At 34.4% G+C, this 26,886-nt stretch carries 25 protein-coding genes; 3 read left to right on the top strand and 22 right to left on the bottom strand.

Features of this window, described 5'->3' with window-relative positions; all coding sequences use genetic code 11:
- Nucleotides 1-117 precede the first annotated feature (117 nt).
- The 10 genes from gap to nth form a co-directional block, all read right to left on the bottom strand.
- Nucleotides 118-1,122 carry a type I glyceraldehyde-3-phosphate dehydrogenase gene (gap, locus tag NSA47_RS01230; RefSeq protein ID WP_257529018.1) on the bottom strand — a complete coding sequence of 335 codons (1,005 nt, stop codon included), beginning with the start codon at nt 1,120-1,122 and terminating at the stop codon, nt 118-120.
- A gap of 19 nt (nt 1,123-1,141) precedes the next feature.
- On the bottom strand, nt 1,142-2,170 hold the full coding sequence (locus NSA47_RS01225; RefSeq protein ID WP_257529017.1) for a sugar-binding transcriptional regulator: 1,029 nt from the start codon (nt 2,168-2,170) through the stop codon (nt 1,142-1,144).
- Nucleotides 2,171-2,523: 353 nt separating this feature from the next.
- Nucleotides 2,524-3,921: an RNA polymerase factor sigma-54 gene (rpoN, locus tag NSA47_RS01220; RefSeq protein ID WP_257529016.1), complete on the bottom strand. Its 1,398-nt coding sequence runs from the start codon at nt 3,919-3,921 to the stop codon at nt 2,524-2,526.
- Nucleotides 3,922-4,088: 167 nt separating this feature from the next.
- Nucleotides 4,089-5,015 carry a thioredoxin-disulfide reductase gene (trxB, locus tag NSA47_RS01215; RefSeq protein ID WP_257529015.1) on the bottom strand — a complete coding sequence of 309 codons (927 nt, stop codon included), beginning with the start codon at nt 5,013-5,015 and terminating at the stop codon, nt 4,089-4,091.
- Nucleotides 5,016-5,195: 180 nt separating this feature from the next.
- The gene (locus NSA47_RS01210; protein ID WP_257529014.1) at nt 5,196-6,887 is read right to left on the bottom strand and encodes a Na/Pi cotransporter family protein; all 1,692 of its coding nucleotides are present in this window, start codon (nt 6,885-6,887) and stop codon (nt 5,196-5,198) included.
- Nucleotides 6,888-7,022: 135 nt separating this feature from the next.
- Entirely contained in the window at nt 7,023-7,487 is a 465-nt protein-coding gene (gene trmL, locus NSA47_RS01205) for a tRNA (uridine(34)/cytosine(34)/5-carboxymethylaminomethyluridine(34)-2'-O)-methyltransferase TrmL (RefSeq protein WP_257529013.1), read from the bottom strand.
- Nucleotides 7,488-7,622: 135 nt separating this feature from the next.
- Nucleotides 7,623-8,447: a Cof-type HAD-IIB family hydrolase gene (locus NSA47_RS01200; RefSeq protein WP_257529012.1), complete on the bottom strand. Its 825-nt coding sequence runs from the start codon at nt 8,445-8,447 to the stop codon at nt 7,623-7,625.
- A gap of 250 nt (nt 8,448-8,697) precedes the next feature.
- Entirely contained in the window at nt 8,698-9,012 is a 315-nt protein-coding gene (locus tag NSA47_RS01195; RefSeq protein ID WP_257529011.1) for a YbjQ family protein, read from the bottom strand.
- 110 nt (nt 9,013-9,122) lie between these two features.
- On the bottom strand, nt 9,123-10,661 hold the full coding sequence (locus NSA47_RS01190) for a VanW family protein (RefSeq protein WP_257529010.1): 1,539 nt from the start codon (nt 10,659-10,661) through the stop codon (nt 9,123-9,125).
- A 95-nt stretch (nt 10,662-10,756) separates the two neighbouring features.
- The gene (nth, locus tag NSA47_RS01185) at nt 10,757-11,395 is read right to left on the bottom strand and encodes an endonuclease III (RefSeq protein WP_257529009.1); all 639 of its coding nucleotides are present in this window, start codon (nt 11,393-11,395) and stop codon (nt 10,757-10,759) included.
- Between the two features lie 182 nt (nt 11,396-11,577).
- Between nth and NSA47_RS01180 the strand changes: the two genes are divergently transcribed.
- The gene (locus tag NSA47_RS01180; RefSeq protein WP_257529008.1) at nt 11,578-11,727 is read left to right on the top strand and encodes a hypothetical protein; all 150 of its coding nucleotides are present in this window, start codon (nt 11,578-11,580) and stop codon (nt 11,725-11,727) included.
- A 73-nt stretch (nt 11,728-11,800) separates the two neighbouring features.
- Here the strand turns inward: NSA47_RS01180 and NSA47_RS01175 are convergent, their stop codons facing one another.
- The 6 genes from NSA47_RS01175 to NSA47_RS01150 all read right to left on the bottom strand — a co-directional run bounded on the left by NSA47_RS01175 (nt 11,801) and on the right by NSA47_RS01150 (nt 18,308).
- Complete coding sequence (locus NSA47_RS01175; protein ID WP_257529007.1) at nt 11,801-12,445, bottom strand: aspartate/glutamate racemase family protein; 645 nt, start codon at nt 12,443-12,445, stop codon at nt 11,801-11,803.
- A 91-nt stretch (nt 12,446-12,536) separates the two neighbouring features.
- Nucleotides 12,537-13,844 (bottom strand): Na+/H+ antiporter NhaC family protein, encoded by a 1,308-nt coding sequence (locus tag NSA47_RS01170; protein ID WP_257529006.1) that lies wholly within the window; start codon nt 13,842-13,844, stop codon nt 12,537-12,539.
- 100 nt (nt 13,845-13,944) lie between these two features.
- Nucleotides 13,945-15,144: a methionine gamma-lyase gene (megL, locus tag NSA47_RS01165; protein ID WP_257529005.1), complete on the bottom strand. Its 1,200-nt coding sequence runs from the start codon at nt 15,142-15,144 to the stop codon at nt 13,945-13,947.
- A gap of 182 nt (nt 15,145-15,326) precedes the next feature.
- Nucleotides 15,327-16,925: a sigma 54-interacting transcriptional regulator gene (locus NSA47_RS01160; protein WP_257529002.1), complete on the bottom strand. Its 1,599-nt coding sequence runs from the start codon at nt 16,923-16,925 to the stop codon at nt 15,327-15,329.
- The gene (locus NSA47_RS01155) at nt 16,915-17,370 is read right to left on the bottom strand and encodes a MarR family winged helix-turn-helix transcriptional regulator (protein ID WP_257529001.1); all 456 of its coding nucleotides are present in this window, start codon (nt 17,368-17,370) and stop codon (nt 16,915-16,917) included. The genes NSA47_RS01160 and NSA47_RS01155 overlap by 11 nt, the downstream gene beginning before the upstream one ends.
- Nucleotides 17,370-18,308 carry a YegS/Rv2252/BmrU family lipid kinase gene (locus tag NSA47_RS01150; protein ID WP_257529000.1) on the bottom strand — a complete coding sequence of 313 codons (939 nt, stop codon included), beginning with the start codon at nt 18,306-18,308 and terminating at the stop codon, nt 17,370-17,372. Before NSA47_RS01150 ends, NSA47_RS01155 begins: the two co-directional genes overlap by 1 nt.
- A 182-nt stretch (nt 18,309-18,490) precedes the next feature.
- On the opposite strand from NSA47_RS01150, the gene NSA47_RS01145 reads away from it, so the two are divergent.
- Both NSA47_RS01145 and NSA47_RS01140 read left to right on the top strand, forming a co-directional pair.
- Entirely contained in the window at nt 18,491-19,918 is a 1,428-nt protein-coding gene (locus NSA47_RS01145) for an aminotransferase class V-fold PLP-dependent enzyme (protein ID WP_257528999.1), read from the top strand.
- A 72-nt stretch (nt 19,919-19,990) separates the two neighbouring features.
- The gene (locus NSA47_RS01140) at nt 19,991-20,230 is read left to right on the top strand and encodes a YgaP family membrane protein (RefSeq protein ID WP_257528998.1); all 240 of its coding nucleotides are present in this window, start codon (nt 19,991-19,993) and stop codon (nt 20,228-20,230) included.
- A gap of 73 nt (nt 20,231-20,303) precedes the next feature.
- Here NSA47_RS01140 and NSA47_RS01135 read toward each other — a convergent pair whose 3' ends face one another.
- From NSA47_RS01135 to NSA47_RS01110, 6 genes are all read right to left on the bottom strand, one after another.
- Nucleotides 20,304-22,007 carry an MASE3 domain-containing protein gene (locus NSA47_RS01135; RefSeq protein WP_257528997.1) on the bottom strand — a complete coding sequence of 568 codons (1,704 nt, stop codon included), beginning with the start codon at nt 22,005-22,007 and terminating at the stop codon, nt 20,304-20,306.
- A 347-nt stretch (nt 22,008-22,354) separates the two neighbouring features.
- A complete protein-coding gene (locus tag NSA47_RS01130; RefSeq protein ID WP_257528996.1) occupies nt 22,355-24,022 on the bottom strand; it encodes a nucleoside kinase in 1,668 nt (555 codons plus the stop codon).
- Between the two features lie 128 nt (nt 24,023-24,150).
- A complete protein-coding gene (rnhA, locus tag NSA47_RS01125) occupies nt 24,151-24,612 on the bottom strand; it encodes a ribonuclease HI (RefSeq protein ID WP_257528995.1) in 462 nt (153 codons plus the stop codon).
- The gene (locus NSA47_RS01120) at nt 24,609-25,166 is read right to left on the bottom strand and encodes a Holliday junction resolvase RecU (RefSeq protein WP_257528994.1); all 558 of its coding nucleotides are present in this window, start codon (nt 25,164-25,166) and stop codon (nt 24,609-24,611) included. Before NSA47_RS01120 ends, rnhA begins: the two co-directional genes overlap by 4 nt.
- Before the next feature lie 69 nt (nt 25,167-25,235).
- Nucleotides 25,236-26,207: an RluA family pseudouridine synthase gene (locus tag NSA47_RS01115; protein ID WP_257528993.1), complete on the bottom strand. Its 972-nt coding sequence runs from the start codon at nt 26,205-26,207 to the stop codon at nt 25,236-25,238.
- Nucleotides 26,204-26,857 (bottom strand): carbohydrate kinase family protein, encoded by a 654-nt coding sequence (locus NSA47_RS01110; RefSeq protein WP_257528992.1) that lies wholly within the window; start codon nt 26,855-26,857, stop codon nt 26,204-26,206. Before NSA47_RS01110 ends, NSA47_RS01115 begins: the two co-directional genes overlap by 4 nt.
- Nucleotides 26,858-26,886 lie beyond the last annotated feature (29 nt).

Below are 26,886 nucleotides of genomic sequence, written 5' to 3'. Positions count from 1 at the left end.
AACTTTTCTATTTTAAAATAAAAGGGTCCGGTCCGTAGCTTAAAACTACAAAACCGGACCCATTTTCATCTAGCTTATCTTATTACTTGGTGATCTATTCTTTAAATTCCTAACAAATTAGATACCTTTTTCATTAATAAACTGGATAAGATCTATTACTCTATTGGAATATCCCCACTCATTATCATACCAGCTAACTATTTTGGCTAATTTATTGTCCATTACCATAGTAGAAAGTCCATCTACTATAGAGGAGCGTGGATCTTGTTTGTAATCCATAGATACTAATGGCTCGTCACTAAATCCTAATACAACATCATCTGCAGCATCTTTAAGAGCTTTATTAATTTCTTCTGCTGTAGCTTCTTTTTCTAACTCAAAAACCACGTCCACAACGGATACAGTTGGAGTAGGCACTCTCATAGCCATTCCATTTAATTTCCCTTTAAGTTGTGGTAAGACTAAAGCAACAGCCTTTGCAGCACCAGTAGATGTTGGTATTATTGATTCAGCAGCTGCTCTTGCTCTTCTTAAGTCAGAATGAGGTAGGTCTAAAATACTTTGATCATTGGTATAGGCATGTACTGTAGTCATTAGACCAGTTTTGATACCAAATTTCTCATCTATTACTTTAGCAACAGGTGCTAAGCAGTTTGTAGTACAGGATGCATTAGAAATAATATGATGATTTTCTGGTTCATATTTGTCTTCATTTACCCCAAGAACAATAGTAATATCCTCATTTTTTGCTGGTGCACTAATAATTACTTTTTTAGCGCCAGCTTTTAGATGCTTAGATGTACTTTCTTTATCTCTAAATCTACCTGTAGATTCAATAACTACGTCTACTCCTAATTCCTTCCATGGTAAATTTTCTGGATCTCTTTCTGCAAAAACTTTAATTTCTTTACCGTTTACTATAAGAGCGCCTTCCTTAACTTCTACAGTTCCTTGAAATTTACCAAATAATGAATCATATTTTAAAAGATGTGCTAATGTAGAAGGATCTGTCAAATCATTTATAGCTACAATTTCAACCTCTTCAACATTGTTTAAATATTTTGCCTTAAAAGCATTTCTCCCTATACGACCAAATCCATTGATTGCTACCTTTACTGACATATTAATTCCTCCTCAATATTTATTTATTTTTTTCGATGATGGCCTTTGCGGCACTCTCATCGGTTACTAACACCAAGTCTTTTCTGATTTTACAACTTGTCATTATAGCTTCTGCTTTATTGGCTCCTCCAGATACTGCAATGACATGGGGGATTTTTTTAAAGTCCTCTATGCTTATACCCACACTGCTGGAACGATAAATTACATTGCCTTTTTTGTCAAAATAATGTCCAAAGGCTTCAGATACGGCATTGTTTTTTTTGAGAAGTTCTTTTTTCCCTTGATCCAAGCCTCTTTTTTCAGCCATGACATCGGCCCTACCTACTCCATAGACAAGTACATCTAGGGTCTTTAACATATCTAAAGTATGTTTGATAAGTGGGTTGGCTATTAGAGCCTTTAGGATTTCCCCTTCTACATCATCAGGCATATGTAATAATTCATAAGAAGCACTTAACTTTTCTGCTAGTTTGGCAGCGATATTATTTGCTTGTCTTCCAGCATCTCTCCCCATACCCCCTCTAGCTGGGATAACCGTTACATTGGGTAAGTTTAGTCTGGGCATTTCTTCTGCGACCGAGGCAACACTTCCTCCTCCTGTAACTCCAATTTTCATTTTATCCTTTAAAATCTCCTTAATATAATAGGCGGCTGCATGACCCATACTATCTATAATTGTTGGATTTTCCTCTATACTACCTGGTACAATAATGACTTGTTCTAGAGAAAGAAGTTTTTTTATTTCTCTTTCTGTTTCAGAAAGTCCACCCACTTCATGCATTAGTTCCCTAAGTCTTTCTACCATTTTTCTACCTTTTTCTGTAAGAAACATACCATGTCGCTGAATTTCAATTAAATTTTCTTCTTGTAGCTTTATGGTTTCACTTCTTACTATCCTTTCACCTATTTTCAGATTATTTGCCAAAGTACGTCTTCCAATAGGTTGATCATAGTAGATGTTTGATAAAATATTATACCTCTTTTCGATGAGTTCAAACAATTCAGGAGCTATTTGTTTCTGTAATTCAATTATATTGCCAATATCCATGTCCATTCTCCCCAATTATTATTACCCTACTTTTTAACTTTAGTGGAAACCTATCATACTTCTTAGTGCCAAAGATAGTTTTCCTACTTTTTATTCATTTTATACTATATATGGACATTTTTGTCCCAGTGGGTCTTTCTAAGCATATTGTATAACAAATCTTATTTTTTAGCAACCAGAATTTAGTAATATTCTCTAAATTTTCATAAAATGTTTTGGTAGTATATTCTATTGTAAGAGATGAGCCACAAGAAAGCAGCTTTGATCCCTCTAATGATATAAGAAAGTTTGATCCCTTGCTAGTAAGGCCTACTTTCCTCATATTAAAAAAAGATGGATGTTCATCCATCTTTTTAATTAAATCTCTTTCTCTTGGATGACGACATAATTCTCATCTCATCACGGTATTTTGCTACTGTTCTTCTGGAAATACTTACCCCTCTTGTTTTAAGTGTATTGGCAATGTCTTGGTCACTAATAGGTTTTTGCGGGTTTTCTTCTGCAATAATATTTTTTATCATGTCCTTTATTCCCTCGGAGGCTATGGCATCCCCATTTTTCTTTTCGATACCACTATTAAAGAAATATTTTAATTCGAATACACCTCGAGGGGTTTGAACATATTTACCATTGGTAGCTCTACTGACTGTTGATTCATGTATTTCTAATTTTTCAGCTACATCCTTTAAAACTAAAGGTTTTAATGCATGAATACCCATTTCAAAGAAATCTTTTTGCATATCTACAATAACAGAAATGACATTATATAGGGTGTTTCTCCTTTGTTCTATGCTTTTAATTAGCCACATAGCTGAATCTAATTTTTCATTTAGGTATTTAGAGGTTGTAGAAGACTTACTTTCATTTTTCAATATATTTCTATAAAAATTGCTAATTTGTAAACGTGGAGCTGTACTATCATTTACAATAATTATATATTCATTATCCACTTTTTCTACATAGGCATCCGGTACAACATAACCTACATCTTGGTCACTAGAAAAAATTCTACCTGGTTTTGGTTCCAAGGTTCTAATAAAATCCTTGATATCTTGAATCTCTTTAAAGCTTAAACCTAGGTCTTTAGAGATAGTTTGAAATCGATTGTTCGCCAAGTCTTCTAAATAAATATCAATTATTCTTTGAATTTTTTCGTTCCAATAGTCATGATGTTTTAACTGAATACTAAGGCACTCTTTTATATCCCGGGCAGCTACTCCACTGGGTTCGAATTCCTGTATAAATGTAAGGATATTTTCTACATCAGAAATATCCTCTTTCAAAATAGAGGCGATTTCTCGAGTATCTGTAGTTAGATATCCGTTATTATCTATGCATTCTATAATATATTCCCCAATTTTTTTATGTTTTGCATCAATTAAAGAGATATGCAATTGGAATAACAAATGCTCCTTAAGAGTTGTACTGTCCTTTACAAAATTCTCTTGGTTATATTCCTGATCATCATGACTAAAACTGGATTCCCCATAATAGGATTGGTTATTTTCAAAGTATTGTTCCCAATCTATTTCCTCTTTGGTCTTGGAATCTGCTTTTTCTTCCTGTTCTTTAGGTTTCCCATCTACAGCATCTTCCTGGATATCTAAAACAGGATTTTTTTCTAATTCTTCTGCAATAAGATTGTTTAATTCCAAGGATGATAATTGTAAAATTTCAATAGCTTGTCTTAATTCAGGCGTCATAACTAACTTTTGAGTCTGTTGTAATTGCAATCCAAAATTAAGTTTCATATGCTCTCCCCCCTTGTACAGGTCTTCTCTTTCTATCTATATGATTTATGTTCTCCTAATATTATACCACATTTATCAATACATCATGTTGCAAAAATCATTCCATAAATACAAAAACCCCTATTTTACCAGGAGTTTTTGTGTTTTTCTATTTATTTTAGAATTTTTTAAAAGTTTTCTGCAATATATCTTTCTGCACTTACAGCCGCTATTGCCCCATCTGCTGCTGCTGTAATGATTTGTTTAAGCATTTTTTTACGTACATCTCCTGCTACAAAGAGTCCAGGCACATTGGTTCTCATTTCCTCATCCCCAAGGATATATCCTATTTCATCCATTTCCACTAATCCTTGAAATAACTGTGATATAGGTTGATATCCTACATATATAAATACCCCATCTACTTTAAGTTCACTTAGTTCATTGGTCTTTTTATTTTTAAGAACTAAGGACTGCACTACCCCATTTCCTTTAATTTCTTCTACTACCGTATCCCATATAAATTCCATCTTTTCATTGGCAAAAGCTCTTTCTTGAAGAGATTTTACCGCCCTTAGTTCGTCTCTTCTATGAATAAGGGTGACTTTATTGGCAAATTTGGTTAGATACATGCCTTCTTCTACGGCGGAATCTCCTCCTCCTACAACGGCTATATTTAATTCCTGGAAGAAGTCACCGTCGCAGGTAGCACAATAGGATACCCCTCTTCCTCTATATTCTATTTCTCCAGGTACTCCAAGCAATTTGGGTTCTGCACCTGTTGCAATGATCATGGTTTTGGCTTCATAAGTGTTTTTATTTGTTTTCACTACAAAGATATTTTCTTTTTTCTCGATATTTTCAACATTTTCTTGTTTTATTTCACAGCCAAATTCTTCACTTTGTTTTTTCATTCTCTCCATTAATTTAGGGCCTGTAGGATTTTCAATGGATCCTGGATAATTTTCCACATCCTCTGTTGTGGCTGTCTGCCCTCCCATTTGCCCCCTTTCTAAAATTAAGGTCTTCATTCTGCTCCTTGCTGCATATAAACCTGCAGATAATCCCCCAGCTCCTGCGCCTATAATAACGGTATCATAATGATTATATGACATATTGTATCTCTCCTTTACTCATTCAATTTCATATTTTATCTGAAAAATATTTTCAATGCAGATATTCTATCAGACTGATTGGGCTTTTCTACTTAATAATTTACCCAATCATTACAGCAAACAATCATAAATTCCCAAATAATAAAGACATTAGCAGATGACTAATGTCTTTATTATAAATTAAAATTCTCCTAAATCCAAAACAGATTTACTAATATTTGTTGCATGGTCTGCGATTCTTTCTAAATTGCTAAGCATATCTAAGAATATTACTCCTGAACTAGGGTGACAAGATTGTTCATTAAGACGTTTTATATGTCTAGCTCTAAGAATTTCTTCTAATTGATCTATTTCTTCTTCCTGTTTATTTATAGTTTCTGCTAACTCTATATCATCACGATCTAAAGCAGAAATGGCATCTTGGACTATAGAATTTACTTTGTCGGCCATTTCCATTAACTCCCCAATAGCAATATCTGATAAATTCACATTATTTTCAATGCGATATTGGGCCAATTCCACTAAGTTTTCGCTATGATCACCTATTCTCTCCACATCGTTAATGGTATGGTATAGATTGGTTATCCGAGTATCATCTACTTCTGAAAGATTGGCATTGGATAAAGCTACTAAGTACTGGGTGATGTCTTTTTCTAATTGATTTATCACCTTTTCCTTAGCGAAAACCTTTTCTACTAAAACTTCATCTTTATCATAAAAGGCTTTCAGGGCATTGCCTAGATTCTCAATAGCAAATTGTCCCATTCTTACGGTTTCCTTTACAGCCTGCCCTGCAGCTATTGCTGGATTTTCTAGAATTCTCTCATCTAAGAATTTCAAACCGCCCTTGTCTTCTTCTTCCTTACCAGGCATTACTCTTTCCGCCAGGCTTGCCAAAGCTGGTGCAAATGGGAATAAAACAATCGTATTTAGGATATTGAACAAGGTATGCGTATTTGCAATTTCTCTAGAAACATTTGGAACCATCTGACCTTCCAGCATGGTTGTTCCAGAAATAGATATAATGAAATCATAGATGGGATTAGCTCCTTTAAATATCAAGGAGGTTAATCCTAATAATATAAGGAACCAGAGAGTTCCAATTACTTTCATTGTAAAGTGAACAAATGCAGTTCTCTTAGCATTTATAGAAGCTCCTATACTTGAAAGTACCGCTGTAACGCATGTACCTATGTTTTCTCCTAGAAGTATGGGGACTACCAAGTCTAAGGGAGATACTCCCGGAATATTACTAAAGGCACCTGAAATTGCTAATGCTTGCAACAAACCAATGGAAGCACTACTGCTTTGTATAATAGCGGTAAGAGCAAAACCGGCTAAAACTCCAAGGATTGGATTGCTACTAAAGGAAACCAACATTGCCTTAAATCCCTCATGATCTCTCAAGGGTTTCATGGCATTGGACATAAAATCTATCCCAGTAAATAAGATCCCAAATCCTAAAATAACGGACCCTATGTGCTTAGTTTTCTTCTTTTTAGCAAATAAAAACATTCCAGCTCCAATAGTGATGGCTATAGGTGCTAATTTTGTTACCTGTAGCGCTACCATTTGAGCTGTAATGGTGGTTCCAATATTTGCTCCCATAATTACGCCAATAGCCTGAAGAAGATTCATGAGTCCAGCATTTACAAAGCCTACTACCATTACAGTGGTTGTACTACTACTTTGAACAATCATGGTGACAACGGTTCCTACTAATATTCCCAAAAATCGATTGTTCGTAAGAATTTCCAACAATCTTTTCATCCGATCTCCCGCTATCGTCTTAAGGCCGTCACTCATCATGTTCATGCCATAGATAAATAGACCTAAACCTCCAAATAAGCTGATAAGCATTTCCATCGTCATTTTATACATACCCTCCAAACCACTTTTTTTATTAACCCTCTTTATAAAAATATATGAAAACAACCAACATTATTATATATTAAAAAATACATTCTTTCATTATAAATTATAGTTTAATCGTATTCATCTTTTTCCCTAATCCATACCCTTAAAGCCTAATTGTCGTAATGCTTCGTAGGCAATAATCGCTACTGAATTAGATAGGTTAAGTGATCTGGCTTCTTTTCTCATGGGAATTCTAATTGCCCTTTCTGGATTTTTTTCCAATAGTTCTTTAGGCAATCCCGCTGTTTCTTTACCAAAAAGAATAAAACAGTCCTCTTGATAGCTCATATGGGCATAGTCATTGCCTCCCTTGGTAGTGGCATAATAATATGTACTGTCGGGGTATTTTTTAAAAAATTCTTCTAAATTATCATGATATTCAATATCTAGTAAATCCCAATAATCTAGGCCTGCTCTTTTTAAATATTTACTTTCTAAAGAAAAACCCAATGGCTTGACCAGATGTAGTTTTCCGTGAATTGCTCCACAGGTTCTTGCAATATTTCCTGTGTTTTGAGGAATTTCTGGCTCTACCAAAACAATATTAATGGACATTCTATGTTTGTCTCCTCCCTGTACCTTTTTGTATATTATATCAAATAAGTCCTCTATTCATCCATGTTGATTTGCACATAAAAGAGAAATCAATTTTATAATTTCCCTCTAAATTTTCTAGGGTGTCATTCTGCCTTAATGATCTAAAATATATTTTTCCAGGATAGCGGCTACCCCTTCTTGATCATTAGATAAAGTAATTTCATCGGCGACTTCCTTTACTTCCTTTCTTCCATTGTCCATAGCCACCCCCAATCCTGCCTGTTTAATCATTGTGATATCGTTATAGCTATCTCCAATAGCTATAACTTGATTCATGGGAATATGATAATACTCAGCAAGGGTTTTTATGGCATTTCCCTTTGTAGCATTTTTATGGGTTAGTTCAATATTTCTTGGACTAGAACTTGTTACAAAGGCATTATCCATTTGATGGATTCTATATAGAGCTTCTTTTATTATGTCTTTATTCTGAGACCAAATAGAGAGCTTTAGGATTTCCTCCTGTATATCGCAAATCATAGAGGTACTATCTATAGAATGTATGGAAATATGTTTAGTAGGATCTACTTGGGTTTCCTTTAGTAAATAGGATCGGAAAAACTCTAGCTTTTGTCCTACATATATTTTATTCTGGGTAAAGAAGAAATAATCTGCCCCGATATCCTTACATATCTCTGCCCCTTCTATAATTGTTTTCTTATGAATAGGAAAGGTTTCAAATGTTTTTTCCTTCCCCACCTGCTGAATAATCGCACCATTACAGGCAATTATAGGTGTTTTTAAACCTATATATTGGGCATAAAGCAGGGCAGAAGTATATATTCTCCCTGTGGTAATAACAATCTTGGCTCCTTGTTTTTGGGCATCTAATAGGGCTTTTTTTGTCTTAGGAGTAACCTGCTTATGGGTAGTTAATAAGGTTCCATCCATGTCAATAGCCACCATCTTATATCTCATCATTTACTCTCCCTTCAAGTCCTCTTTGATCTTTAAGTTAAAACTATCCATTGATATTTTAATATCCTCTTAAATTATTCTCATATTATTAGCTGGTGTACACCCAAATAATCTTGTCCATCATTTCTCTACAAGAAAACGTCTATCCCCTCTCTAGTAATATAGGAAAGTTTAGTCCTTTGCTAGCTAGACCAACTTCCCTATATCATCAAAAAGGCATATGCCTTTGAGGGTATATGCCTTTAAGAGTCTATTCTACCTTAACAGCGGTACCGTATGCCATTAGCTCTGCGGCCGATTGCATAACTGAAGCTGTAACAAATCTAACATTTACAATGGCATTCGCTCCCATTTTTTCTGCATCTTCAATCATTCTTTGAATAGCTATATCTCGGGCTTCTGACATCATTTCAGTATACTCTTTGATTTCTCCACCTACTATGGTCCTAAAACCAGCCATAATATCTTTTCCTATGTGCTTAGAATGAATAATATTTCCCCTAACAATTCCATACACTTCTACTATTTTTCTATTGGGAACAGTCTCTGTGGTAACAATAATCATATTCTTTTCCCCTTTCTATTTCATGGTACTCAACCATCAAGATTTCACAACTATAAAATACTCCTATTCCCCTTCATTCAAAGGGCTTTGGGTGTTTTAGTTTTCTAGCCTTATTCATCCCTAGGTACTTTCTCCGATTGTGTACCCGTAGGATTTTGCTCTGGGTTTGGTTTTTGTTCCGAAGGCTTTGGCTTTTGTTCCGAAGGCTTTTCCTCAGGTTTTGGATCCTTCGGCTTAGTAGGTGCTTTAGGTGATTTTTCCTTGGGTTTCTCTTTTTCCTTGGAAACTTCCTTCTCCTTTGTACCTACTACGATTAGTCCGTTGACTGGTCTGTAATAATCACGGTGAAGCAGTTCTTTTTTGATCTGTTTTCCATTTTTATAAATAACTTTATAAACATTTGCTTTGTAGCCTGTCTTAGGAGTTTTTTCCTCTTTTTTATAGTCTTTATATTGATTTTTATCCTCTTTATAAGAAATTTTAGGAGCCAAAGTGGAAAGAATATCCGTTTGCAATTTTATCTCTTGATATACACCATTATTATCACCATATATATTTGTTGTCAAGGTGCTGCCATTAACGTACATCTGAATATATATGGGGCTATCTAAAGTGTTTTTAAATTTCATATCACTCCAATCCCCAGATATCATCGCATCTTGACCAATGGGTACGTAGTGTACTGGAAAGGAATGGTGCCTTCTTTCCACTATTTCTAAATTTGCCCTTACAGCTGCATTAAACATAGTGGTAGAGACTTGACATACCCCTCCCCCTACTCCTGGCTCTAATTGCCCATCTACAATGACAGGAGCATCTAGGTAGCCATTATCCTTAGTAATAGGACTAATCACTTGATTGATGGAAAATACCTCTCCTGGAAGAACAATTTTACCATCTATTTTACTGGCGGCAATTTTTATATTTTGCCCTCTTTGCCAGGAGGAGCCATTAAATTTAGTAGAAAATCCAACCATTTTCTCTTTAATGCCTTTTAACATTTCCTCTTTAATTTTAGGTGCCGTGGTGATTACAGGGAGTTCTATTCTTTGGTTTTTCTTTTGAGTAATGGATTCCTCTAATAAACTTATTGTCTCCTCCTCTTTTAAAGCCAACCCATTCTTTTCTTTTGTTGTAATAAATTTATCTTTTTCAAATTTTATTTTTGCATCTACTGCATCTTGCTTAATTTCTTCATTTAATTTTTTTGTAATTTCCTTTATTTTGTCTTTATCCATCGCAACTTTCATAGAAAGATTCTTACCCTTACTTTTTAGGCTAATGTAAGCATTCATTTTATGAAAGAGATTCCCTTCTTTTCCCGATTCATATGCCTCTTCCAGTGTTTTATCCACATCTTGGCTCACACCTAATTGATCATAAGTATAAGACCATTGTTGCTTTCCATAAAAAACTTCCAGTTTCTTTTCCTCTGGTTTCTCACTATATTTCTCTGTTATTTTTTCCTTTGCCTCTTCCTTTGTTAGATATCCTATATTTATACCCTCTATTTTTATATTGGGATATATAATATCTTTTGACACTAATAATCCCAGATAACAAAATAGTAATATAGCTATCGCAATAATGCCTATGGAAGCTAAGATTAAATAATTAGGCTTTTTACTTTTTACTTCTTCCCCTTGCATTTGTTTACCTCCCGGCATCAAATTTTACCCATCTCATTTTTCCAATATATTATATATAAAATTTAGCGACCAAATTACCAATGAAATTGTAAAATTTATGAAACTTCTTTAGAATAATATTCACAAAGATGTTGTATCGGACATATTTCACACTGGGGTCTTCTGGCTTTACAAATATTTCTTCCATGATGTATCAACCAATGATGAGCCTTTGACCATTTGCTTTTAGGAATATTTTTCATTAGTTGTTTTTCGGTTTCCTCTACATTCTTAGCTTCTGCTAATCCAATACGATTAGATACTCTAAATACATGAGTGTCCACAGCAATAGCATCCTTTCCAAATACATTGCTTAATACCACGTTGGCAGTCTTTCTTCCCACTCCTGGAAGTGTAGTTAATTCCTCTAGAGTATCCGGTACTTTACCATCAAATTTTTCCAAAAGTATCCTACTCGTGGCAATGATATTCTCACTTTTATTACGATAGAAGCCACAACTTCTAATCATTTCGCCTAATTCTTCCACACTTAAAGACGCAAAATCCTCAGGTTGATTATAATGATGAAATAGTTTCTCAGTAATAATATTTACTCTTTTATCTGTGCATTGAGCCGACAATATAGTCGCTACCAGAAGTTCAAAGGGAGTAGTATAGTGTAATGCAATGGTTGCTTCTGCATAAGTTTCTCCAAGTATATCTAATACCTCTTGGGTTTTTCTTTGGTTTAACATGTTTTGCCTCCTTATTTATTTTATATGTTATATATTCCCCAAAATATTTTATTTTCACTTTTATTTACTATCATAATTATGCACTATCTAGCAAAAAATATAATGTTAAATTTTTTCTGCTTTAATTTTTAAGTAAATACATAAAATAAGAATAGAAATATTATACAAAGGAGAGATAAAAGATGAAAACTATGATTAGAAATGCTGTCATTGTTGGTACTGTAAGTGCTATTGCTGGCTACTCTATGTACAAACAATCCAGAACTCCTATGAAAAGGTCTCAAAAAATGGCAAAAAAATTAGTATCTAAAGCAACAAATATGCTTCAATAATACAAAAATCTTCTAGTAAAACAAAACAGCTATCTCTGCTCTAGTGAAATAGAAAAGATACAAATAGACTACCCTAGTCTATTTGTATCTTTTCTAGCATTTTTAATGCGGGATCAATGATGGGTAGAGTAGATAATTCCCTAAGCGCTTTATAAATATAAGGAAAATGAGTACATCCCAAAATGATACCTTCACACCCTATAGTGGAAAAAAAATCTAATACTTTTTCTAGTGCAAATTCTTTTACTATGGTTTTAGGGTTCATCTTTTTTTCAATAGCATCTACCAAGAGCAATAAACCTATTCCCACGACATAAGCATCTGAATTTGATTTTTGGATAATCTTTTCTATAGCAAAAGTACTTTGGTTGTTTGCCGCCAACACCCCAATTCTTTTATAACTTTTACCCAATTGACTATAAATTTGCAAAGGAGTAATAATATTCACCTGAAAATCCAAGGAAAGTTTATCCATATCCACCGCCCCACTTAGGGAATTACAATAAACAAATATGTTTTTCATCCCTTGGGATTTTATTTCATGAATCCTATGTATAACCATTTTCTCTAATTTTCGAGGATATAAAATCTGTAGAATTGACTGCTCCTGGGGAGTATTAGAGATGGGATATGCCTCTGCATCATAACCCCGATTTTTTAAAAAATCTACCCCTAATTGAGTATCAAAAATCGTTCCTGCAATTACCCCAATATTCACAAAATGTCACCTCCAAAAAAGCAGACGAATTTTCGTCTGCTTTTTATTTGTCCTCTACTTTAATTATTTTATTGTACTACAATCAATTAAATTATGCGACATTCATCTTTTTGCTCCCCTTAGGGAAACCAAATCCAATAGCTAAGAATGCTACAATCGCAAGCAAGTATGGGTAGTATAGGGATGGCATAATTTGTACTGGAGATAATCCTGCAACACTTCCAGCAATTAATAGTTGTGCTCCATAGGGAATGATCCCTTGCCATATACAAGCAAAGATATCTAACATACTAGCACTTCTTCTTAAATCTATTCCATGTTCCTCTGCAATGTCCTTCGCCATAGGTCCTGTAATAACAATCGCTACAGTATTATTTGCAGTGGCAATATCTGCTAAGGATACTAAAGCGCCAATTCCAAGTTCTGCACCCTTTTTCCCCTTAATAAATCGATTTACTAAATCTAATAGATAAGCAATTCCACCTTGGCTTTCAATAAGGGCTGCTAAACCACCAATTAGTAGAGATAGGATAAAGATTTCTTGCATAGAACCAAAGCCCTCATATATATGGTTAGCAAATTCCATTATGGTAAAGCTATTGCCTATTAATCCTATTCCTCCAGCTAAGACTGTTCCTAAAATCAATACGGTGAAAACATTCATACCCAATAGGGCTAATATTAATACAGATAAATAAGGAATAATTTTAATGAATTGATATTCCAATCCTTGGGGTACAACACCCTTTGCCCCAGTAAATAGCATGACTACAATAGTTAAAATAGCAGCAGGAGCAGCAATTTTAAAGTTCATAATGAACTTGTCTCTCATTTCTACCCCTTGGGTTCTAGTCGCTGCAATGGTAGTATCTGAAATCATAGACAAATTGTCTCCAAACATAGCTCCTCCCACAACTGCTCCTACCGCAACAGCCAAAGGTAGAGATGTTTTAGAAGCAATATCTGCAGCAATAGGTACAACGGCCGCAATAGTTCCTACGGAGGTTCCCATTGCCGTTGCAATAAAAGCTGCAATGATGAAAATCCCTGGTAAAATCAAACTAGCTGGTATAATAGAAAGTCCAAAGTTTACAGTAGAATCCACTGCGCCCATAGCTCCTGCCACAGTGGAAAAACCACCAGCCAATAGGTAAATCATAACCATGGTAATAATATCTTGATCACCAACACCCTTAATAAAGGTGTTCATCTTGTCATCCAATTTCCCCTTACCGATTAAAAATGCAACAATAATACCGGCTACAGCAGCAATAGGTGCAGGCAATTGATAAAAAGCCATATCTTTACCCATTATACTGTAGTAAATTCCTACCCCCAAGAATAAAGCTAAAAATACCAATAAAGGCAATAGGGCAACTGGATTTTTTTTCTGTTCCATAATGATTAATTCCCCCTTTTTTTATTATTTGGGAATGTCATAATATTATGACATTCCCATTATTTAATATATTAACAGAATACGCATAAAATGTATATTGCTATTTACTCATTTCCCCAACTTTATTTAAAGCTTGCTCTAAGTCAGCAATAATATCTTCTACATCTTCAATTCCTACAGACAATCTAACTAATCCATCGGTAATTCCTGCAGCTAATCTTTCTTCCTTTGGCACTGGAGAGTGAGTCATGGAAGCGGGATGTTGAATTAATGAATCCACACAGCCTAAGCTTACTGCTAAACCTATCATTTCTACACTATCCATAAGAGTTCTTCCTTCTTCTACTCCACCTTTTAATTCAAAGGCGATCATTCCACCAAACCCATCCATTTGTTTTTTAGCAATTTCATATTGAGGATGGGATGCTAGTCCTGGATAATATACTTTATCCACTAATGGATGGTTCTCTAAATATTCGGCAACTTTTTGTGCATTTTTACAATGCTTTTCCATTCTCATGCCTAAAGTCTTAATTCCTCGAACAAGCAACCAAGCATCAAAAGGTCCTAAAATACCTCCTAAATCCTTTAGGTGAGGGAATTTCATATCAAATAAAAGCTCCTTGGATCCTACAATAATACCTGCAATAATATCTCCATGACCTCCTAGATATTTTGTTGCACTATGAACCACAACATCTGCTCCCAATTCAAGAGGTCTTTGTAAGAATGGCGTCATAAATGTGTTGTCTACTATAACTTTAGCATCAAATTTATGGGCGATTTCAGCTACACCTGCAATATCAATAACTTTTAAAGTTGGATTTGCTGGAGTTTCTAAATAAACTACTTTGGTGTTATCTTTCATAGCTTCTTCAACTTGTTTTAAATCAGAAGCATCCACTAAAGTAACTTCTATTCCATATTGAGGTAACATTTCTGTAATAAACCCAAAGGTACATCCATATAAAGTATCAGAAGTAACGATGTGATCTCCTTGTTTTAATAAAGTTAGTAGCGCAGTTGAGATAGCCGCCATACCAGATCCAGCTGCAATAGCCATTTCTCCACCTTCTAAAGCAGCCATTTTTTCTTCTAGTTCATTGGTATTTGGATTTCCTAATCTAGAGTAGATGTAGCCACCCTCTTCAAAAGCAAATCTTCTAGCACCTTGTTCTGCATTTTCAAAGATGAAAGTAGATGTTTGGAAAATTGGAGTAGCATGAGAACCTGTAGCTTTATCGTGGAAATTACCCGCATGTAAAGCTTGAGTGTGAAAACCTAATTTTTTATTATTCATTCATAAACCCTCCTAGAATATATAAATTTATTTTTTTCTTTTCATGCCATTATATACTTGCAAAAACCGTGCCAATCTTCCAATGCTAATCTCTGGGTGAAACCGGTTGCAATTCTCACCAATATCCTTAAATATGTGGTTAAAAACATAACCTGTGGTTATAATTATAACCACAGGTTATGTTAAGCCTTTTCTATGCCATAGAGCCTCATTTTATTAATCACTGTTGCATGATTGACCCCTAAGGATTTAGCTGCCTGACGAATACTGGTACTTTGTCTTAATGCCTCTTCAATAGCTCTTTTTTCCGCTTCAGCCACAACCTCTTTAAGTGGTTGAAGGCTTTTTTCTTTTGTCAATAGATCAATAGAGGAACTATATTGCTGATTTTCCAATATAAGATGATGGGTTTGAATAATATTTTCATGGCAAAGGTTCATTGCCCTTTCTATAATATTAGCCAATTCCCTGATATTTCCTGGCCAATCATACTCTATTAATTTTTTAATGGCCTCATCACTTATTCCCTGAATAGGTTTATTCATTCTTTGTCCTAATTTTTGAATATAATATTCACATAGAATAGGAATATCATCTTTTCTTTCCCTTAAAGGGGGAACGGTAATAGGTATAACATTTAACCTATAGTACAAATCTTCCCTAAACTGACCATTTTCCATAAATTTTTCCAGATCTCTATTGGTAGCCGCAATAACCCGTACATTAATGGGGGTTTCTGTATTACTCCCCAACTGCCTAACCTTACTTTCTTGCAATACTCTAAGAAGTTTTACTTGTAGGTGGGTTGACAGCTCTCCGATTTCATCTAAAAAAATGGTTCCGTTGTCAGCATATTTAAAAAGGCCTGGTTTCCCCCCTTTTCTTGCTCCTGTAAAGGCTCCCTCTTCGTATCCAAAAAGCTCACTTTCCAAAAGACTATCGGGTAATGCTGCACAATTCACTGCCACAAAGGGTTTATTTTTTCTTGGACTTGCCATATGAATTGATCTTGCAAACAATTCTTTTCCCGTACCGCTTTCTCCCCTGATTAATACGGTTGAATCACTCTTTGAAATAATCTTAGACATTTCAATAACTCTGATGATCTTCTCGCTTTTACCAATAATTTCATCAAAGGTAATCATAGAGGGTTTGGTAAATAAATGCACTAAGTCCATTACACTTTCTATATCTCTAATACTGCCCACTGCTCCAATGGGCTTTCCTTCTTCATCTAATATGGGTCTTCCGGAGGTAACATAATGGGCAGGGGACTCTTGGTTATCTAAAATAATTTCTACATGCTCATAGCTTTTACCGGTTTTAATGGTCTCCAAAATAGGGAGCTCTGGAGCTATTATTTTTGAAATATGTTCCCCTATGACCCCCTCATTTACCTTGAGCACTTTTTTGGCTCCCTGGTTAAGGGTTGTGATTATTCCATGTTTGTCAACAGCAATAATCCCCTCTTCAGTAGCATCTAAAACAGTTTCAATATATTTCTCCCTTTCTTCCTGGGGTAGCAACTCCACTTTCTGAACAGCTATCACATCTTTCTCCTGCAATAACTGGGACTTCAAAACTTCTAAGCTCACATGAAAATCATCATATGTTTTAATGTATGCAATACCTGGATGTACCTCCAAGGCTCTTATGTCAACACAATAATTGTTTAGAATATGCAGAATATCTAATACCATTCCTGATCTATCTTTGGTATCTATTCGAAGTCTAATGGTTTTTTTCATTTTTCTCACTCCAACAATTGAGTTATGATTCATAAGTATTTCTTCTATTCCAGGAGTCCACGAAGCTCTTTAACCCTTCTATAAGAAAAAGGTCCTTCCCCTTGTCCATAGCCCCTATCCTATTCTTGATGATAGAAACTTGATGATCCTGTAAGATTTTTATCTTTTTTTGTCCGCCTTGGGTTAATGCAAATATTGTTCTTCTCTTATCCTCAGGATGATTATTTTTGCTTATATATTCGAGTTGGACTAATTTATTAATAAACTGAGTTACAGCTGGTTGAGAGATCTTCAAAACATTGGCTAATTCTGTTGTGGAAGTTTTTTTATTTCTATTAAGATATTCCAAAATATAAAATTGATTTATGGAAATATCCTCACTCCTAATTACTTCCTCTATAATTTTTCCATTGATAAAATGTAATTCCGTTATCAAATTTCTTAGGATATTTGCTGAAAAATCAGAGCTTAGTTCCATTAAATTAAATCCCTCCCTTTCCATGCAAGTATTTTGCTTTTTTCCTTTGGGATAATTATTTTCAAGGCTTGTCTCTTGTTATAAATTTTTAAGGGTAGTATTGGGCCTATCTCCCCGTCTATATCACTAGGTATTTCTTCTTGATTGTGCTGCAAGGAGTTTATTGTGAGCTCCGATGTATGAAAAAATATGACATTGGGATCATAAATATGATCTCCTTTTAATACTTTTAAAAATAATTTGGCTAGTAGAGGCAAACTACAATCTTTGAAGAGAATAACATCAAACTTGCCATCGTCAATTTGTGCCTGGGGTGCAATATTTCTAAATCCTCCTGCAAATTGACTATTGAGAATAAGGAAGAAAAGTAAATCCCCCTCAAAATTGTAGTCAGGACTACTTAGAGAAAGAGGAACTGGCTTAAAGGTAGGGATTTCCTCCAAACCTTTTATATAATACCCCAATTTCCCCAAGGTGTTTTTTAGTCTGACATCTGTAGATCGAGGTATAGTGGCCAGTAATCCCCCACTGGCTGCATTGATAAAATACTCATCATTTACTTGGCCCACATCTATATCCATGAAATGATTCTCTACTATAATTTTACAGCATTCATCAACTTTTTTGGGCATACCTAAAAAAGTTCCAAAATCATTAGCAGTACCTGCAGGAATAATACCTAAGGGGGCCTTTATCTTATTTCTCATCATCATATTAATAACCCCATTGACTGTTCCATCCCCACCAGCTGCTACAACAATGGTCTTGCCATCATTTATGGATTCATCGAAAAACATCTGTACATCTGTGTTTTTCCCCAAACGAAATATCTCCACTAGATATCCCCCTTGTTGAAAGATATGAATTGCTGTATCCAATTCATTTTTAAAAGTACCATCTCCTGATACTGGGTTATAAATCATCTTAATTCTTTTCATTTATCTTCCACCTTTGTTAAGTCTTTCACTAGACTATGATGAACTATCGCACTTATTATCATTGTACATCATAATATAAATTAATACATTCTTTAAAAACCTACTACCTAAATTTTATCGATTTTTCTGCATCTATTCAATAGAGATTTTTAGGGAGGTCTTAAGGGAAAGGAAGGTAATCCATGTTTTTTAAGAGGAAGTATTCTATACAAAACATTTCAAAATTCATCATTGGTAATGGAAAGGAAATCCCTTTAATCAATGGCCAAATGATTAAAAGTATAAATTTCGATAATGCCGCCAGTACTCCTATACTTAGGCCTGTGGCAGACTACGTTGAAGAGTTTTATCCTTGGTATTCCAGTGTGCACCGTGGGACGGGTTTTAAATCTCAACTTTCCACAGAAGTGTATGACTTCTGTCATGAACGGGTAGCTGAATTTTTTAATGCCGATATAAATAAAAATACCATAATCTTTACGAAAAACTCTAGCGAAGCCATCAATAAGCTGTCTTATCGATTAAATCTTCAAAAGGATGATGTGGTTCTTACAAGCATTATGGAGCACCACTCCAACGATTTACCCTGGAGGAACAAGTGCCATGTGGAACATATTAAGGCCAATCCAGTAGGTAGTCTAGATTTAAATCATTTAGCTTCTTTAATAAAAAGGTTTGGTAGAAAAGTAAAACTTATCACGATTACAGGGGCTTCTAATGTGACAGGTCATATTAACCCTATTGATGATATCGCCCAGATGGCACACCATGCAGGTATTCCTATATTAGTAGATGCCGCCCAATTAGCTCCCCATAGGGCCATTGATATGAAGCCAAATGATCATCCCTGTCATATTGACTATATCGTTTGTTCTGCCCATAAAATGTATGCTCCTTTGGGTACGGGTGTATTAATTGGACCCAAAATCACTTTTAAAAGGGGCATTCCAGAATATTGTGGAGGGGGAACGATTAAAAGTGTAACCCAGGATGAAATCCATTGGGCCTCTCCCCCTGATAAAGATGAAGCCGGTTCTCCAAATATTATTGGAGCTGTAGCCCTAAAAAAATCTATGGATATCTTAGAGGAAATAGGTATGAATAACATCTCCCAACATGAGTGCCAACTAATGAAACATTTGGTTACTTCGTTGCAGAGTCATCCCAATATTATTTTATATGGGGATAATCAATCCATTCACCCCCAAGAAAGAGTGGGTGTTTTATGTTTTAATATTAAGGATTTAAATCATGCCCTAGTGGCTGCTATTCTTAGCTTTGAATACGGTATATCTGTTCGCAATGGGTGTTTTTGTGCCCATCCCTATATCCATCATTTATTAGATCTTAGCCCCCAGGAAATTCGCATACAGCAAAGACAGATATTACAATCTAATTTTCATAATGTAGTAGGGATGGTACGGGTTAGTTTTGGTATGTATAATCAAATGAAAGAAGTAAACTATTTTTTAAATGCTATTGAAGAAATTCTCGAGCAGCTAGGAAATAATTATTATCAAAAAAAATATTTACTGGACAGAAAGTCCGGTGCCTATTATCCCAGAGATTATGAGGTGAATTTTCAAGAATTTTTCCCATTTTTTTCTTAGAATTATGAACTTTTTTATTCATAAGTCTTATGGGTTATTCAAATACTAAAGAAAAAAGAAAGGATGAAAGTCATGCAAAAAAATGTAGGCACCTTAGATGCATATATGCGAATATCCTGTGGTCTCATGATGTTTGGTTATGGCATTATAAAAAAATCCCTTCCCGCAACTGCTCTAGGTAGCTGGAAAGTAGCAGAGGGAGTTACTAGATTTTGTCCCATGATGTATGCTCTAGGAATGGATAGTCATAATATTCGTTTGGATCTATTTAAAAAGAAAAATCACGACACAGCCTTATCCTACGAAGAATAGAAAATCCCCATAAATTACCCACTAAAATATCTTTTTGAAGTTAGTAAAATAAGTGTCTCAATTATTGAGACACTTATTTTGCTTCCATAATGAAATAATGAACATCATCATTTAATTTTACCCCTTTAGTAAAGGCCTCTAAGTTTTTTAAAATCTCATGGGATAGTAGCTCAGGGGATAGACTTCCATTTTTCTCCATAATATCAATGATTCTTTCTTCGCCAAAGGGCTGGCCTTTTCTATCTGCAATCTCTACTAATCCATCGGTATAAAACAAAACCTTATCTCCTTCATCCAAAACAAGATGATAATCCTTGAATTGGGGATCATAGTTGGCATCAATCTTACAGATAGGAAAGCCAGTGTGTTCCACTACTTCCACCATCCCATTTTTCCTAAATATCAAGGGGTAAGTATTCAATCCTGCGGATGAAAACACAAGTTTTTTAGTCCTTTTCTCATATATCCCATATAACATTAGGGCATACATTTCCAAGGGAAAATCAGTTTCATTGTATTTTCGATATAAATTTGTTAATACTTCTTTAGGAGAAAACATCTTTTCTAAACCATAATGATAGGGTTTAGAGGATACAATGGTTTGTTTCATGAATATAGTCATCATAGCGGCAGGAATTCCATGACCTGCTACATCTCCGATATAAAAGGCCACATTTTCATCATTGAGATCTTCAAATCCATAATAATCCCCGCCTACTTTTTCATAGGGAATGTACTCACTAAAAACTTCTAGGCTATCATATATTTCATGTTTCTCAGACATAATTGCCTTTTGTATAGTCTTCGCATATTCTAAATCTCGTAACATCTCTGTATTGGCTTCGTGAATTTCCTGCGTTCTTAATTCCACTAATTGTTCAAGATTATTTGCATACTTACTAATTTCTTTTTCTGCTCTATCCAGCCTATTATAAGGATGGTGAATGTTAAAAATAAATAGAACTTTGAAGATCATATAGGCAGATATAAGTTTGTATATATGACCCAGTAGATTATAAATATCATATACATTAGAATAACTTACAAAAGCCAATTCTGAAAATATGGTAAGGATTAGAGCAGAAAGAAATAATGATAGTAAAAAATCTTTTTTCTTGTTAAATTCTATAGCAAATCTTATAAAAGCAATTAACAACATGGCAATGATTATATATTCTAAAATAATTTTTATCGGAGTGAGACCTTGTCCCTCTATAAATAATAGGGGAAATCCCTTGGGAAAAAAGCTGAGATATAAAAGAAATCCTAGGGATAATAATAGGGGTAATCCCACCATAAGCCAATTGCTTATCTTTTCTACTTTTCTTTTTATGGGAATAAAACTACTTGTCAATATCCCTATGGAAAGTCCAAGTCTACCAATAATCCAATAGGCCGTAGCAGCTTGTACAGAACTAGGCACCAATAGCCCTGGCATTCCTTTATAGGAAAAAGTATGCCAAAAATCTACACATCCAACAAAAAGAAGAATCCCTGCTAGGACCTTCATTCTAAGCCTACGATCTCTATTCCCTACATAATAGATAACTAAGAAACTAGCGATATACATAATAATACTGGCAAATTCCGCTACAGTATGAAGGACTAAAAAATGTTCCTGTACATAAACTTTATAAAATTTATTTTCTAGAAATCTTACAAAATAAAAAATTACGGCTGAAGAAAAAAAGCTTATTATAATTAAACGATAGGCAGAAAAATCCATATTTCTGCCGGAAATCAATCCCTTAGGTGCATTTTCAATTTTCGCATTCATCTATACACCCTCTTTCTATGAACCTAACCAAGCTTCCTGAATAAAATTAATACCCATGTAAATAATAACTATTTTCAATTGGATATACTAATCATACAATAATCCCTCTACCATTGCAAAAAAAATTTACAGTCTCCTCATATTATTCTACATATTATTCTACATTTCCACTGCATTTTCCTTTATTTTTCGCTAAGATATGAAATAATTTTACACAAAAGGAGACAGCCCTTCTAGTGAAATAGAAAAGTTTGATCCCCTAGGAGCGATCACAACAACTTTCTTATTTCATAAAAAAACAAGGGATATTTTCCCCTTGTTTTTATTCTATAGGTAGGCTTTCCCCATTAAGAATGATAAATATTGCCTCCAATAAATTCTCTTAATATAGAATTTTGTAAAATAGAACTTTCATCCTCTATAGATAAAAAATATTTTAAAAACTTTAATAATCTTTTTGCTTCGCTATAGTACTCGCTATCATGAGGTATTTCTAGCAAAAGTGGTTCAACATATTTTTTCAAAACAGATAATTCATAAAACAACGCAGAATTAAACATCCTATCTGCTTCTTCCTGATAAGGAAAAATATACTTTTCTTCTCCTCTTCGTACCGACTGCCAACGCTGTAAAGTGCTTAAGGCATTATAGTTTCTGTACTTACTATCCCTGATCATTCTTCTAATAAGACGAATATCGGTGGTGTGTATTCTATTGTGCTGATCTACATTTAATTGAGTAAGAGGACTGATATATATTTTATATTTATTATCCTTTGGAATATCCCCAGTCAGTCTTTCATTGAGGCCATGAATGCCTTCTACAATAATAGGGTTATCCTTCGTCACTCTTAAAATTCTTCCTCTATATTCTCTTTGTCCTGTAACAAAATTAAAAGTAGGTATTTCAACTTCTTCCCCTTGAATTAAATTGAGTAAATGTTCATTAAACAACTCAATATCAATAGCTTCTATATTCTCAAAGTCATATTCCCCATTTTCATCCTTGGGGGTAAATTCCCTGTTCACAAAATAATCATCTAATGAAATTTCAATGGGCTTTAGCCCGTTTACCTTGAGATGGGTGGACAATCTATGGGCGAAAGTCGTCTTGCCTGAGGATGAAGGTCCTGCTATTAATATCACTCTTGTACGATCCCTTTGTTGATAAATTTCATCTGCTATTTTACTAATTTTCTTTTCATGATTTGCTTCAGCTACTCGAATGAGGTCGGTTATTTTTTCTACCTCTATGCTTTCATTTAGTATGGCTACATCAGAAACTTCTAATATTCTTCCCCATTTTTCGTATTCTCTATAAACAGAAAATAGTTTTTTCTGTTCTTTGAATTCTATACATTTCTTGGAACTATTGATAGTTGGACTTAGGAGAACAATTCCCGGTAAATAAAACTTTAAATCGAATAATTGTAAAAGTCCGGTGCTAGGTACCATATATCCATAGAAATAGTTATTATAATCCTCCAAAGTATACATATTCAATTTATTTTCCCTGCGATATCTCATTAAATTTACCTTTTCAGGTTCTCTATTTCTTCTAAAAATCTCTTTTGCTTCTTTTATATCTATTTCTTTCTTGCTTATAGGTAAATTCTCATCAATTATTTCCTGCATTCTTTGTTTAATCTGATTTACCTCATCCTTGGTAAGGTTTTTCTTGCCATGCAACTCACAATACAGACCTCCTCCTAAGGAGTGCTCCACAGAGAGTTGTCTATCTGGAAATAGGTCCCTAGCCGCTTTTATTAGGATAAAGGCAAGACTTCTTTGATAGATCCTTATCCCATCTGTGGTTTTCAGATCTAAAAATCTAACATGGGTATCTTCATACAATTTGTTAAATAATTCTTTTAAATCGCCATTGGCCTTGGCGGCAACAATAGGTGTTTCATGTAAGGGTTGCTTTTCCTGACTTAATTCCAATAAACTGATCCCTCTAGGATATTGCTTTTTTACGCCATTGGAAAAAGTAATGATAATTTGTTTATTGTCCATTCGCATAACTCCCCCTTATAATAAAGTAACTCATTGTGCTCATTAAAGTCGCTAAGGATTATAACTCATTGAAAAATGATGTTTTTGGTCTACATCCCTAAATATATATCTATGGAATGGAATGATCTTTATGCCTTCTCTAACATCTCATCCATAGCCATATTAACTAATTCATCACAACGATTATTAAACTCATTATTCGAGTGTCCCTTCACTTTTTTAAACTGCACTTGATGGGTTTGGGTCAATTGATATAATTCCATCCATAATTCTTTATTCTTTAGTTCTCCACTTTTTCCTCTTGTCCACCCCTTCGCCCTCCATGAATCAATCCATTTTTGCTGAAAGGCGTTTACTACATAGGCGGAATCACTATATACATCAACTTTACAAGGTTCTTTCAGCATCTTTAATCCCTTAATAACCGCTAATAGTTCCATTTGATTATTCGTGGTATTGATATAGGCCTTCCTATACTCCTTCACATAGTCTTTTTCAGGATAAATAAGTACGATCCCTATAGCTCCTGTATTCTCCTTTGCCCCATTATCCCGGCAACCTCCGTCAGTATATATCATAATGTTTTTCATATTATGCCCTCTCCTTCTTGTTGTTTTTTCATCATCAAATATCGATTGAGTGTTGTTAGGTAGGGTATAAATAGTCCTTTGTTATTTTCTATTTTAAAAAGAGGATTACACTCCTGATAAGATATGGATTTTCTTTCTCCTCTCTGCGCTCTTTCCCAGTATATCTTCAAATCCTCAAAGGGAATAAAAAAATACTCATCTACGGTATTAAAATATACAATAAGAAAAGCTACCCCTTTCTGTCTAGTAAATTGTTCCATAAACTCAATCTGATGGGCATGAATATTGGAGATAGGGAGATTTTTTTTCGTAGTTTCCTTGGCCTCAAAGCATACGGGTATCCCTTGTACACTGCCCATATAATCCACTGTGCTTTTTTGTTCGAAATAGGCTAGTTTTATAATACCCTTCTCTTTATCAAATTTAACAGGTTTAATGGATGTTGGTATTTTTTGTATAATGGCCAAGTTATGTTTTAGATAATTTTCATTGGTTAGATTAATAAGTTCCTCTAGGGTATTTCCCCTTAAGCCTCTACTATTCCAGTAAGCCATATTTCTTCCCCCTTATTTATCACAACTACTTTTCTTCCCTTATACTATTCGGTCTAAGTATATAACATATCACTTATGAAATATCATTTGGGTAATTTCTAATAATGTCTTTGGAAGTTCTGCCTCAAACATCCTATTCTCCAGATAAGATAAGAACTCTGGACAATTTTGAAACTTCAGGGAATAGGCATGTAAAAACTGTGAATTCAAATGGTATTGATTGTAAAATGTCCTATTTATCTTCCTTATACCGTACTTCATATCTCCTATAATAGGAAAACCCTCACTGGCCAGGTGTGCCCTTATTTGGTGAGATCTTCCCGTAATCAAATCTATTTCTAATAAAGTATATTCATGATTGGACTCTATAGGTTTATATTTTGTATGTATAAACTTTGCATCTTTTGTCTTGTGATGAATAATCTCTACTTTATTGGTACTAGAGTCCTTCACCCAAAAACCCTTTAATTCTTTTGCATCTTTTATTTCTCCCTTAACCAAAGCTCTATACTTTTTTATTACATTATTTTCTTTTATCATTTTATTTATTTCCTGCAAGGTTGGAAAATTTTTGGCAATAATCATTATTCCGCTGGTGTTTCTATCCAATCTATTACAACATGCAGGTGCAAAAGTATTTTCCTTTTCTGGATCATAATCTCCCTGAAGATATAAGTAAGAATGCACCTGATTGATTAATGTATGGACATTTTCCCTATTATCCCCATGTACCAGTAAATTTTTGGGTTTATTTAACAATAGAATATTACAATCCTCATATACAATATTCAATTGTCCTTTAGCAAAGGTCAGGGAAGGTTTCTTTTGAAATTTTCTCATGGTATCTTCACTTAGATAAAGTTGAATTTTATCCCCCATATTTAAAATATAATCTGGCTGGACTTTTGCTCCATTTACCTTTATTCTTTTTTTCCTTAGCATTTTATATAGATATCCTGTAGAAGCCTCGGACATATACTTTTTTAAAAATCTATCTATCCTTTGGTTAGCCTCATTGTGTGTAATGTCCAACTCTTTCATTTTTTCACCCGATTTTCAATGATATTCTCAAGGTTTTCTGGTTTTAATTCAAAGGCGGTATCTCCATAAGAAGCTACAGTAATACTGCCAGCAGCGATTCCACAATGGATAGATTTTTCCATACTATAGTTTTTACTTAGCCCATAAAATATTCCTGCTATAAAAGCATCTCCTGCCCCCTCTTCATCCGCAACAGCAACAATATAGGCAGGAATGAGTTTTCTTATTTTCTTTGTTGCAAAAAATACTCCATCATTTCCCATGGTTACGGCAATCGCTCTGGTGCCTCTCTCGATTATATTTTTTATTTCCCTATGCATTTCATCTAAAGTAGTGCATGTTTCTCCACAGAGGTGAATCATTTCATCTTTATTGGGACAGAAAATATCTATATCCTCTAATAATCTTTTTTTATTTACCTTATCTTCCTCTGGAATATGATCTATGGAAGTAATTAGACTGTGTTCCCTAGCTTCCTCTAATAAGTTGGCTAAAGGACGGTAAGGCCAATTGCCGTCTAAAATAACTCCGTCTAATTCCTCGGGAATGTCATGCAAACTCTCTGTTTGCTCTAAGCCAATTGGGTTAAGCCCTAATTGTCTTAAATTGATCATTACATTTTTCAAGGTATTACATACCACAATATTCATATTTCTTCACTCCTCCATACTACATTGTA

The sequence above is a fragment of the Irregularibacter muris genome (assembly GCF_024622505.1).
Taxonomy (GTDB): domain Bacteria; phylum Bacillota; class Clostridia; order Eubacteriales; family Garciellaceae; genus Irregularibacter; species Irregularibacter muris.
This window is presented reverse-complemented; position numbering and strand designations above follow the sequence as displayed.

Excerpts from the sequence above, each read along its gene's own strand:
- trmL (WP_257529013.1), bottom strand. The coding sequence starts at position 7,487 with ATGTCCATTAATATTGTTTTGGTAGAGCCAGAAATTCCTCAAAACACA.
- NSA47_RS01225 (WP_257529017.1), bottom strand. The coding sequence starts at position 2,170 with ATGGATATTGGCAATATAATTGAATTACAGAAACAAATAGCTCCTGAA.
- NSA47_RS01145 (WP_257528999.1), top strand. The coding sequence starts at position 18,491 with ATGTTTTTTAAGAGGAAGTATTCTATACAAAACATTTCAAAATTCATC.
- NSA47_RS01135 (WP_257528997.1), bottom strand. The coding sequence starts at position 22,007 with ATGAATGCGAAAATTGAAAATGCACCTAAGGGATTGATTTCCGGCAGA.
- NSA47_RS01180 (WP_257529008.1), top strand. The coding sequence starts at position 11,578 with ATGAAAACTATGATTAGAAATGCTGTCATTGTTGGTACTGTAAGTGCT.
- NSA47_RS01110 (WP_257528992.1), bottom strand. The coding sequence starts at position 26,857 with ATGAATATTGTGGTATGTAATACCTTGAAAAATGTAATGATCAATTTA.
- NSA47_RS01120 (WP_257528994.1), bottom strand. The coding sequence starts at position 25,166 with ATGGCTTACTGGAATAGTAGAGGCTTAAGGGGAAATACCCTAGAGGAA.
- NSA47_RS01140 (WP_257528998.1), top strand. The coding sequence starts at position 19,991 with ATGCAAAAAAATGTAGGCACCTTAGATGCATATATGCGAATATCCTGT.
- NSA47_RS01210 (WP_257529014.1), bottom strand. The coding sequence starts at position 6,887 with ATGACGATGGAAATGCTTATCAGCTTATTTGGAGGTTTAGGTCTATTT.
- NSA47_RS01200 (WP_257529012.1), bottom strand. The coding sequence starts at position 8,447 with ATGAGATATAAGATGGTGGCTATTGACATGGATGGAACCTTATTAACT.
- NSA47_RS01130 (WP_257528996.1), bottom strand. The coding sequence starts at position 24,022 with ATGGACAATAAACAAATTATCATTACTTTTTCCAATGGCGTAAAAAAG.
- NSA47_RS01150 (WP_257529000.1), bottom strand. The coding sequence starts at position 18,308 with ATGAAAAGAATTAAGATGATTTATAACCCAGTATCAGGAGATGGTACT.
- NSA47_RS01190 (WP_257529010.1), bottom strand. The coding sequence starts at position 10,661 with ATGCAAGGGGAAGAAGTAAAAAGTAAAAAGCCTAATTATTTAATCTTA.
- megL (WP_257529005.1), bottom strand. The coding sequence starts at position 15,144 with ATGAATAATAAAAAATTAGGTTTTCACACTCAAGCTTTACATGCGGGT.
- NSA47_RS01160 (WP_257529002.1), bottom strand. The coding sequence starts at position 16,925 with ATGAATCATAACTCAATTGTTGGAGTGAGAAAAATGAAAAAAACCATT.
- trxB (WP_257529015.1), bottom strand. The coding sequence starts at position 5,015 with ATGTCATATAATCATTATGATACCGTTATTATAGGCGCAGGAGCTGGG.
- NSA47_RS01195 (WP_257529011.1), bottom strand. The coding sequence starts at position 9,012 with ATGATTATTGTTACCACAGAGACTGTTCCCAATAGAAAAATAGTAGAA.
- NSA47_RS01155 (WP_257529001.1), bottom strand. The coding sequence starts at position 17,370 with ATGGAACTAAGCTCTGATTTTTCAGCAAATATCCTAAGAAATTTGATA.
- rnhA (WP_257528995.1), bottom strand. The coding sequence starts at position 24,612 with ATGAAAAACATTATGATATATACTGACGGAGGTTGCCGGGATAATGGG.
- rpoN (WP_257529016.1), bottom strand. The coding sequence starts at position 3,921 with ATGAAACTTAATTTTGGATTGCAATTACAACAGACTCAAAAGTTAGTT.
- NSA47_RS01115 (WP_257528993.1), bottom strand. The coding sequence starts at position 26,207 with ATGAAAGAGTTGGACATTACACACAATGAGGCTAACCAAAGGATAGAT.
- gap (WP_257529018.1), bottom strand. The coding sequence starts at position 1,122 with ATGTCAGTAAAGGTAGCAATCAATGGATTTGGTCGTATAGGGAGAAAT.
- NSA47_RS01170 (WP_257529006.1), bottom strand. The coding sequence starts at position 13,844 with ATGGAACAGAAAAAAAATCCAGTTGCCCTATTGCCTTTATTGGTATTT.
- nth (WP_257529009.1), bottom strand. The coding sequence starts at position 11,395 with ATGTTAAACCAAAGAAAAACCCAAGAGGTATTAGATATACTTGGAGAA.